We start from the raw sequence: 8,910 nt of genomic DNA, 5'->3' as shown, positions 1-8,910 counted from the left end.
GAGGATCTCGGCTCGGCGGGCGACGAGGATCAGGTTGTGGCCGCGGCCGGCGAGCACGCGCGCGCGAGCCATACCGATGCCCGACGATGCGCCGGTGACGACGGCATGGCTGGTGGGGGACGGGGTGGGAAGTGCCATGGCTCGATCCTAGGCGGCGGCGGAGACCGGCGAGCTCGACGGTCGGCGGCGCTGTCCGCTGCGTCGTGGCAGAGCGCGGCGGCGGTGTGTACGGGCTACCGGTCGGTGAGCTGAGATCGCCTTCCCGGTCGGCCTGCCCGCGGGGCGTGTTACGCCCCCTCTGGTGGTGAGTGGGGATTGTGTGGTGTGCGGCGTCCGATGTGGTGCATGGGGTTGACGGTGTAGTCGTGTCCGGTGCCGGTGATGCGCCAGCCGACCCGGCCTTGATCGGGTCCGTCGGTGATGATGGTGGTTTCCCAGTCGCCTGGGGCTGTGCTGACGTGGCGGTTGTCGCCGCCGCAGGCGCCGCCGAGTTTGTTGATGTCGGTGGTGCCGCCGTCGGCGTAGTCGAGGTCGGCGTGGTGGGCTTCGCATTGAGCGAACGGTCTCGTACAGCCCGGCCTGGTGCAGCCGCGATCCCTTGCGAACAGGGCCAGGCGTTGGGCCTTGTTGGCGAACCGTGACCGCCCGAGGTACAGCACTTCCGCCGAGTGGTGGGCGAACACGGCCAGGTGCCAGGTCGCGTCGGCGGCCATATCGATCAGGTCGGGGACGGGGATGTGGGTGCCGGTGGCGGTGTACCCGGTCCCGGCCAACTCGGCCAAATCCTGGTGGTCGATGGTGACGACGAATTCGGCCGGCAACCGCGACGGGTCGCCGAGCGCCCCATGCCCGAGCGCGAAGCGGCACAGGGCGACCAGGGCGTCGTGGTTCCGTTGCCCGGCCGAACGTAGGTCGCGCCGGCGGGCGGCATCGAGGAGTTCGGGATCCAAACCGTCGGTGTCGACCGGTCCGGTGGGGCTGTCGGGGTCGTCGGGATTGTTCATCCCGGGTGCGGCCCATTTGGTCAGGACCACCTCGAGGAGCCCGCGCAGGGCTGGGGTGATCGAGCCACGGAGCTTGGTCATCAACTGCTGATCCTGCGGCGACAACGTCAGCGACCGGCGGCGTTGGCGGTCGATGTCGTCGGCGAGTTCCCCGTCGGGGTCGAGGAGGGAGAGCAGACGGTGTCCGACCATCCGCGTCTGTTCCGGAGTGAGCGTGACGGCGGCGGCGGTCAGATCTGCCTCGGCGCGTGCACGTTGGTCCACATCAACTGAATGCGGCACTTTCTGCATGGTTTTGAAGATTTCGGTGACGTGGTCGGCGCCGATCGTGCCGGCACTCAACGCTTCGGCGGCGGTCGGGCAGCGTGGTGGGAGTGGTTCGCCGGTCATGGAGGTGAACTGTCCGACGGCTTCGGCCAGGAGACGGCGTCGGCGGGCTTCGGGGGCGGAGAGGTGCAAGGTGCCGACGAGGTAGCCGCCCAGGCTCGCTCCACCGGCCTGCTGGTAGGAGCCGCGGTCACTGATCTCGACGAGGAGGGGTGCGTCGGCGGCGCTGATGAGGCGGCGGGCGCGTTCGCGGTCTTCGGTGAGGTCGGTGAGCTGCCGGTCGGTGCAGCGGGAGTAGTCGGCGCGGGTCAACTTGGCTTGCTTGGCGACCGCGGCGGTGATCAGGGCTTGGAGTGCGATCGGATCGTCGGGCAGCACCATTGTGCTGGTGTCGTCGATACTGGTCGTCATCGCGTGCTCACCTCCCCCGAAGTGCTGTGCCGACTATCTCGTTGTGCGTTGATCGTGCTGGTCGGGCTGTGCTGCGCCTTGTCTTACTAGTTCAACTATGATGTGATGTATTATGTTCCCATATCGCTAAAATGTTCGAACTATTTTTCTTGAGTTCAGAGTACGACCCACCTACGACATCGGTTCGGCGGCGAGCCTGCGCCGGGTATCGCGGCAGCACGAGACAGGACTGCGGCGGCGGTCCCTCACAGGGACCGCCGCCGCAGTGCTCGCGCTGACAGGGCGCGCCGGGCAGTGCCCAGGCGCCGCCCTAACGGGTCACGGCAGCCCGGCGGCCACCTCGGTGCCCTGCCGGATGGCACGCTTGGCGTCCAGCTCGCCGGCCTCGTCGGCACCGCCGATCACGTGCGTGGTGACTCCGGCGGCGACCAGCGGATCGATCAGCTCACGCACCGACTCCTGGCCGGCGCAGACCACCACGTTGTCCACCTCGAGGACGCGCTTGCCGGTCTCGTTGCCCTCCTTGTCGTGCAGCGTGAGGTGCAGGCCCTGATCGTCGATCTTGTCGTAGGTGGCCCCGGAGATCTGCTCGACGCCCTTCATCTTGACGGTCGCCCGATGCACCCAGCCGGTGGTCTTGCCGAGCGACTTGCCCTGGCTGCCGGGCTTGCGCTGGACCATGTAGACCTGCCGGGTGGCCGGCAGCGGCCGGGGCTTGGTGAGGAAGCCGGGCTTGTCCAGGTCCTCGCTGACGCCCCACTCCTGCTCCCATTCCTTGAGGTTCAGGGTGGGGGACTCGTCGGTGGTGAGGAACTCGGTGACGTCGAAGCCGATACCGCCGGCCCCCATCACCGCGACCCGCTTGCCGATCTCCTTGCGGCCGAGCACGGCGTCGGCGTACGAGACCACCATCGGGTGATCGATGCCCTCGATGTCGGGCACCCGCGGCACCACGCCGGTGGCGATGATGACCTGGTCGAAGCCGCCGTCGATGATGTCCTGCGCGTTGACCCGGGTCTCCAGGTGCAGGGTCACGTGGTTCACCTCGAGCTGACGGGTGTAGTACCGGATGGTCTCGTTGAACTCTTCCTTCCCGGGGATCCGGGCGGCGATGGAGAACTGTCCGCCGATCGACGACGAGCCCTCGAACAAATCCACCCGGTGGCCGCGCTGGGCGGCTGCCACGGCGGCCGAGAGTCCGGCCGGACCGGCGCCGATCACCGCGATCCGCTTGGCGGTGCGGGTCTGGCCCAGGGTGAGCACCGTCTCCCGGCCGGCCCGCGGATTGAGCAGGCAGGACACCTTCTTGCCGACGAAGGCATGGTCGAGGCACGCCTGGTTGCAGCCGATACAGGTGTTGATCTCGTCGGCACGCCCACTGGCCGCCTTGTTGGCGAAGTCCGGGTCGGCCAGCAGCGGACGGGCCATGGAGATGGCGTCCACCCGGCCGTTCTGCAGAATCTCCTCGGCCAGTTCCGGGGTGTTGATGCGGTTGGACGCGATCAGCGGAATGTCGACGACGTCGCGCAGCCGCTCGGTGAACTTGACGAAGGCGCCACGCGGCACGGAGGTGACGATGGTGGGCACCGGCGCCTCATGCCAGCCGATGTCGGTGTTGATCGCGTCGACGCCGAGCTGCTCGACCTGCCGTGCGAGCGAGGCGATTTCGTCGAAGGTCTGGCCGCCCTTGACGAAGTCGGCCACCGACTGACGCAGAATCACCGGGAAGTCGCGCGGCACCTGCTTGCGGACCTCCTTGACGATCTCGAGCAGGAACCGCTGCCGGTTCTCGGTGGATCCGCCCCACTTGTCGGTGCGGTCGTTGGTATGCGGGCACAGGAACTGGTTGATCAGGTAGCCCTCGCCGCCCATCAACTCGATCGCGTCGTAGCCGGCGCGCCGGGCCAGTTTGGCGGCCTCGCCGAAGGCGCGGATCGTGTGCCAGATGATCTGCTCGGTCATCTGCAGGTGCTTGAACGGGTGGATCGGCGACGGCTCACTGCCGGCGGCCACCTTGACCGGGGTGTAGCCGTAGCGTCCGGCGTGGATCAGCTGCAGGCAGATCTTGCCGCCCTCGTCGTGCACGGCCTTGGTGATCGGCCGGTGCCGCAGCACGTCGGCGTGGTTGGTCATCTTGCCGGCGAAGGGCAGCAGCAGACCTCCGCGGCTCACGCCGAATCCGCCGGTGATGATCAGGCCGACGCCGCCGCGGGCGCGTTCGGCGTAGTAGGCCGCCAGCTTGGGGGTGTCCCACACCCGGTCCTCCAGACCGGTGTGCATGGAACCCATCACCAAGCGGTTGCGCAGCGTGGTCCCGCCGATCTGCAGCGGCTCGAAGAGTCTGGGGTAGTAGGTGTTGGGCTCGGCCGTCGGGGCTGACATGGCGCGACCTCTCTGGTCATGGATCCCTGCCGGATCCGTTGGCGGACAAAACTTTCGGATGGCTTTCGGTGACGTCCGATTCGGCGCCTCCGTCTGACTCAGCCTGGCGGCTGGCTCTGGTCGTCGAGCTCGCGCTGCAGGCCGACGATGACCTCGTCGATCCACTCGATGTTGGTGGCTGCGGCCTTGATGCCGCCGCGCAGCACCAGGTACTGGTGCAGCTTGCGGCCGGTCAGTGCGTCCGGCTCGGGGTAGTAGTCGGCATCGAATCGCTCGTACAGGCTCAGCTGCTCCTGCAGGGCGTCCCGGTGGGCCTTCAGCTCGCCGATCATCGCGGCCAGATCGCCGAACTCGGCGGCGCGGAGCTTCACACCCAGATCGCTGCGCAGCGGCATCACCGGGGTGGGGCTGTTCGCCCAGTCGGCCAGCAGCTCCCGGCCGGCCGCGGAGACGGTGTAGACCTTCTTGTCCGGGCGGCCGTCCTGGGCGATCGACTCGTACGTGACCAGACCGTCGGCGTGCAGCTTCTTGAGCGTCCGATAGATCTGCTGATGCGTCGCCGACCAGAAGTAGCCGATCGAACGCTGGAACTGCTGTCCGATCTCATATCCGGTGCCGGGGCGCTCGGCGAGCGACACCAGGATGGCGTGTTCAAGGGCCATATCCGGACTATATCCGTGCAACTCGGCACTATGCAACAGAGATCATATGCAATCGAGTGCGTATGGGCGCGAGGTGAGCACCGCGGCGGCGGGGCGGCGTGTGTGGGTCCTTGGTCCCGAAGTTCCGCGCACGGTGGCCGGTACCCGCATGTATCGGCCGACGACCTCGGCGCGATGTCCGGATTGCTGATATGAAAGGGGCTGTGGATGAGTTTCGGCGTATCGCGCTCCCCGGCAAGGGTCCCGAGGATGTGGTGGTGCTGCCCGACGGCAGACTGATCACCGGATTGGACGACGGTCGGCTGCTGGCGGTGGATCCGTCCACGGACGAGGTGGAGGTGCTCGCCGACACCGCCGGTCATCTGCTCGGACTCGAGGCCGAACCGGACGGCTCGATTCTGATCTGCGACCACGATCGCGGGCTGCTCCGACTGCCCGCCGGACAGGGCCGGCCCACCGTGCTGGTCGACGAGATCGACGGCCGGCCCCTGCGGTTCGCCAGCAATGCGGTGGCCGCCTCGGACGGCACCATCTACTTCACCGCGTCGAGTCAGCGCTACACCATCGACCGCTGGCGCAGCGACATCATCGAGCACTCGGCCACCGGGCGGCTGATGAGCCTGAGCCCGGACGGCACCGTCGCCGTCCTGCGCGACGATCTGCAGTTCGCCAACGGTGTGGTGCTCGCCCCCGACGAGTCGTATCTGCTGGTCGCCGAGACCGGCGCCTCCCGGATCGCCCGGGTGTGGCTCACCGGTGACACCGCGGGGGAGTCGGACGTCTTCGTCTACGGGCTCCCCGGTTACCCGGACAACCTGTCGGTGGGCAGCGACGGGCTGATCTGGTGTGCACTGGCCACGCCGCGCAACAGTGTCCTCGAAGGCATCCTCAAACTTCCGCCGCGGGCGCGCCGGGTGCTGGCCAAGGTCCCCGAGCGACTCGGGCCCGATCCGGAGAACTCGGCCTGGGTGCTCGGCATCGACTTCGACGGCGAGATCGTGCACGACGTTCGGCTGTCCGGCGTGGACTTCGCCTTCGTCACCTCCGTGGCCGAACGGGACGGCGTGCTCTACCTGGGCACCATCGTCGACTCCGCTCTCGGCGTGTACCGCTTGCCCTGACCGGCCAGCAGTGCCGGCGACGGCGGTGCCGCCGGGCCGGATGCGGTGTGCACCCGTCCGTCGCGCAGCACCGCCACCTCGTCGGCGAGCGGCAGCAGCCGGGCATCGTGGGTGATCAGCAGCGTGGTCCGGCCCGTGGCCGCCAGACGCAGGGCCGGCAGCAACTGCTCGACGGTCTGATCGTCGAGGGCGGCGGAGGGCTCGTCCAGGATCAGCACCGGAGTGTCCCGGAGCAGCGCCCGGGCGATCGACAGCCGCTGCCGCTGACCGCCGGAGAGCTCGAGTCCCTCGCCGTCGAGCACCGTCCGGTAGCCGTCGGGGAGCCGGCGGATGAAGCCGTCGGCGCCGGCCGCCACCGCCGCGGCGACGATCTCCTCCTCACTCGCCGACGGCCGGCCGTAGGCCAGGTTCTCGGCGACGGTCGCCGGCTTGATCACCGGAGTCTGCGGCAGGACGGTGACCCGCTCGCGCACCGACGCACCGGTCACCGCCGACAGGTCGTGTCCGTCGACCAGAATGCTGCCCGCATCGGGGCGCTCCATCCGGGTCAGCAGCGCGGCCAGACTGGACTTCCCGGCCCCGCTCGGTCCGGTCAGCGCGGTGATCCGGTTCGGTGACAGGGTCAGATCGGCGCCGTCGAGCACCGCCCGGCCGCCGCGCTGAAAACGCAGCCCGCGCACCTGCACCTCGCCGCTGACCGGAGGCAGCGACGGCGCCCCGGGGGCGTCCACCAGATGGGAGGGCTCGTCGAGGACCTCGGCCAACCGCTGCGCGCTGACCACCGTCGAGGCGACCGTCAGCCGCAGCTCGGCGAGTTCCTGCAGCCGCGGATAGAGCATGCCGAGGTAGCCGGTCAGGGCGACCAGCTCGCCGGTGCTCAGCGCACCGGCCCGCACCTGCCACACGGCGGTGAGGGTGACGATCATGGTCACCACCACCTCGGCCAGGCTCATCACGGCGCCGAAACCGGCCTCGACCCGGGTCTCGGAGATGCGGGCGCGCGCCCACCGCCGGCCCTGACGCCGCAGCGCACGCGACTCCTGCTCCTCCTGGTTGTAGGCGACGGTGGTCTCGTGCCCGGACAGCGCAGTGGTGATGGCGTCGGCGATGCTGCTGCTGGCCTCGCGTTCGTCGGTGGTGGCCCGGCTCTGCCGGTGCCGGAACGCCGCGGAGAGCAACCAGAGTGCCGGTGCGGCCGCCAGCGCGACTCCCGCCACGATCGGGTTCATGACGAAGGCCACCACCAGCAGACCGATGATGTTCACCCCGGCCAGCACCAGGGACAGCAGTCCGGACGAGACGAGATGTTCGACGGCCTCGACGTCGCCGGACAGGCGGACCACCAGATCGCCCACCCCGCGCCGTCGCACGCTCACCGGCGCCAGCTTCTGCACCCGTGCGAAGACCCGGGTCCGCAGGCGCAGCACGATCGACTCCGAGGCGGTGGTGGCGGCCATGGTGCCCGCCCAGTCGGCGGCCGCGGAGGCCGCGGTCACCGCCAGCCAGACGGCGCCGAGCCCGGCCACAGCTCCCCAGCCGTCGGCGTCGAGCGTGCCGTCGACCAGGTCGGACAGCACGAAGACGCCGTAAGCGTCGAGGGCGGCGGCACCGATCATCGCCAGTGCGGCCAGGGTCAGCAACAGACGGGAACCGCGCACGTCGGGCGCGAAACGGGTGGCGGCGGTCAGCAGGGTCACCGGGGCCTCTTCTCAGCTGCGGCAGGGACGGGTGGAGGATGCGCGATGCCGACGGATCCGCCAGTCGGGGATGGCGGATCCGTCGGCCTCTTCACGGCAGTGTGGTCAGACCCACTGCCAGATCCAGCGGTGCTGGCGGCGATCCCAGGTGCGAACCCGCCGGCGCCGGTGGGGCTGCTGCTGCCGGTGGCCGTTGCGGTTGTTCTGCGGGTTCCGATGTGCCATGCTCTGCTCCTTCGTTATCACGTCCAACAACCGAAGTCGTTGGGTGGCAACGTGTCTCATCTCGTTGCCGACAAGAACGAAGGTATGGGGCGGAACTGGCGGGGGCCTTGGCCGCAGCTGTCAGGCGCCTGTCAACCGAAAACCGCCCCGGTGCGGGCGGTGGGCGGGCTCAATCGCAGGCGTTCACCCAGGCGGTGTCGCCGTCGGCGTAGGTCTCGTGCTTCCAGATGGGAACGCCGGTCTTGATCTCGTCGATCACCCGCGCACAGATCTCGAAGGCCTCGCCCCGGTGCGGAGCGGCCACACAGACCACCACCGCCAGTTCGCCGATCGCCAGATCGCCGATCCGGTGCACACCGGCCACCCGGACGTCGGCGGTACGGTGCCGTTCGAGCACCTCGGTGAGAAAGCGGCCGGCCTGCGGATGCGCGTGATAGCTGAGCGCGCTCACCCGGCGGGCCAGGCCACTAGCGGCTCACCGAGTGGCGCGTCCCCGACTGGCACGTCGCGCAAGTCCACCACCGGCTGCGGCTGAAGGGGCGCCGCGACTCGCGGCGTGACCGGCTAGCCGGCCGACAAGACTAGTGGTGGCCGCCGTGGCCGGGCTGGGCGCTGCTGGCCCAAGGGCTCCGGCGGCGGCGGCATGACTGGCAGGGCTAGGGGCCGTAGCGGCTCCGCTACGCCCGGGCTCCAGACCTGCGCTGGGGCGAGCGCAGGGAGTCGGCGCCGCACCGCCCTGACCGGCCGCCGTGGAAGGACCGCTGCGACGGGCCTAGGTGGCCGCCGCACGCGCTGCCTGACCGGCAGAACCCAGGGCAGCAGCGGGTAGACGAGCTTGAGCGGCTGCCGTGGCTCGTACGCCCTCTGCTCGTGGTACAGACTGGGCCTGGGCTAGTCGCTCGTGGGCGACCTGCACGCGCGGCACCTTGCGCGCCACGAGTGGCTACGGCTGCCGCGGGACCAGTGCAAGTGGCCGCACCAGGCGCTGGTGGTGCCGCCGGCGGCCCACTCGCGCGAGTCGATAGTGCGCGTAGGCGTCCGGCCGGCGAAAGAGTGGCTCCACGAGCTTGCCGTGGCATGG

Annotated in this window: 7 protein-coding genes; 1 reads left to right on the top strand and 6 read right to left on the bottom strand. The window is 69.4% G+C overall.

The genetic code is table 11. The features are described from left to right. From ACJMNC_RS02585 to ACJMNC_RS02570, 4 genes are all read right to left on the bottom strand, one after another. Nucleotides 1-138 (bottom strand): SDR family NAD(P)-dependent oxidoreductase (locus tag ACJMNC_RS02585; protein WP_408946469.1); only part of this gene is annotated, 138 nt, incomplete at its 3' end. Between the two features lie 149 nt (nucleotides 139-287). Further along, nucleotides 288-1,742: a DUF222 domain-containing protein gene (locus ACJMNC_RS02580; RefSeq protein ID WP_408946370.1), complete on the bottom strand. Its 1,455-nt coding sequence runs from the start codon at nucleotides 1,740-1,742 to the stop codon at nucleotides 288-290. 318 nt (nucleotides 1,743-2,060) lie between these two features. After that, nucleotides 2,061-4,124: an FAD-dependent oxidoreductase gene (locus ACJMNC_RS02575; RefSeq protein WP_408946369.1), complete on the bottom strand. Its 2,064-nt coding sequence runs from the start codon at nucleotides 4,122-4,124 to the stop codon at nucleotides 2,061-2,063. 98 nt (nucleotides 4,125-4,222) lie between these two features. Next, the gene (locus ACJMNC_RS02570; protein WP_408946368.1) at nucleotides 4,223-4,786 is read right to left on the bottom strand and encodes a PadR family transcriptional regulator; all 564 of its coding nucleotides are present in this window, start codon (nucleotides 4,784-4,786) and stop codon (nucleotides 4,223-4,225) included. Between the two features lie 203 nt (nucleotides 4,787-4,989). Here ACJMNC_RS02570 and ACJMNC_RS02565 point away from each other — a divergent pair, with 203 nt between their 5' ends. Further along, nucleotides 4,990-5,907 carry an SMP-30/gluconolactonase/LRE family protein gene (locus ACJMNC_RS02565; RefSeq protein ID WP_408946367.1) on the top strand — a complete coding sequence of 306 codons (918 nt, stop codon included), beginning with the start codon at nucleotides 4,990-4,992 and terminating at the stop codon, nucleotides 5,905-5,907. Here the strand turns inward: ACJMNC_RS02565 and ACJMNC_RS02560 are convergent. Both ACJMNC_RS02560 and ACJMNC_RS02555 read right to left on the bottom strand, forming a co-directional pair. Continuing rightward, nucleotides 5,856-7,604, bottom strand: coding sequence for an ABC transporter ATP-binding protein (locus tag ACJMNC_RS02560; RefSeq protein ID WP_408946366.1), 1,749 nt, complete (start codon nucleotides 7,602-7,604; stop codon nucleotides 5,856-5,858). The genes ACJMNC_RS02565 and ACJMNC_RS02560 overlap by 52 nt on opposite strands. A gap of 394 nt (nucleotides 7,605-7,998) precedes the next feature. Then, complete coding sequence (locus ACJMNC_RS02555) at nucleotides 7,999-8,280, bottom strand: molybdenum cofactor biosynthesis protein MoaE (protein ID WP_408946365.1); 282 nt, start codon at nucleotides 8,278-8,280, stop codon at nucleotides 7,999-8,001. Between the last annotated feature and the right edge of the window lie 630 nt (nucleotides 8,281-8,910).

The organism is Gordonia sp. VNK21 (genome assembly GCF_046098115.1).
Classification (GTDB): Bacteria; Actinomycetota; Actinomycetes; order Mycobacteriales; family Mycobacteriaceae; genus Gordonia.
Note: the sequence above shows the minus strand (reverse complement) of the source record. Positions and strands in the feature narration are given on the sequence as shown.

What these genes read in the sequence shown, in the direction of transcription:
- ACJMNC_RS02580 (WP_408946370.1), bottom strand. Translation starts at nt 1,742, where the DNA reads ATGACGACCAGTATCGACGACACCAGCACAATGGTGCTGCCCGACGAT.
- ACJMNC_RS02575 (WP_408946369.1), bottom strand. Translation starts at nt 4,124, where the DNA reads ATGTCAGCCCCGACGGCCGAGCCCAACACCTACTACCCCAGACTCTTC.
- ACJMNC_RS02570 (WP_408946368.1), bottom strand. Translation starts at nt 4,786, where the DNA reads ATGGCCCTTGAACACGCCATCCTGGTGTCGCTCGCCGAGCGCCCCGGC.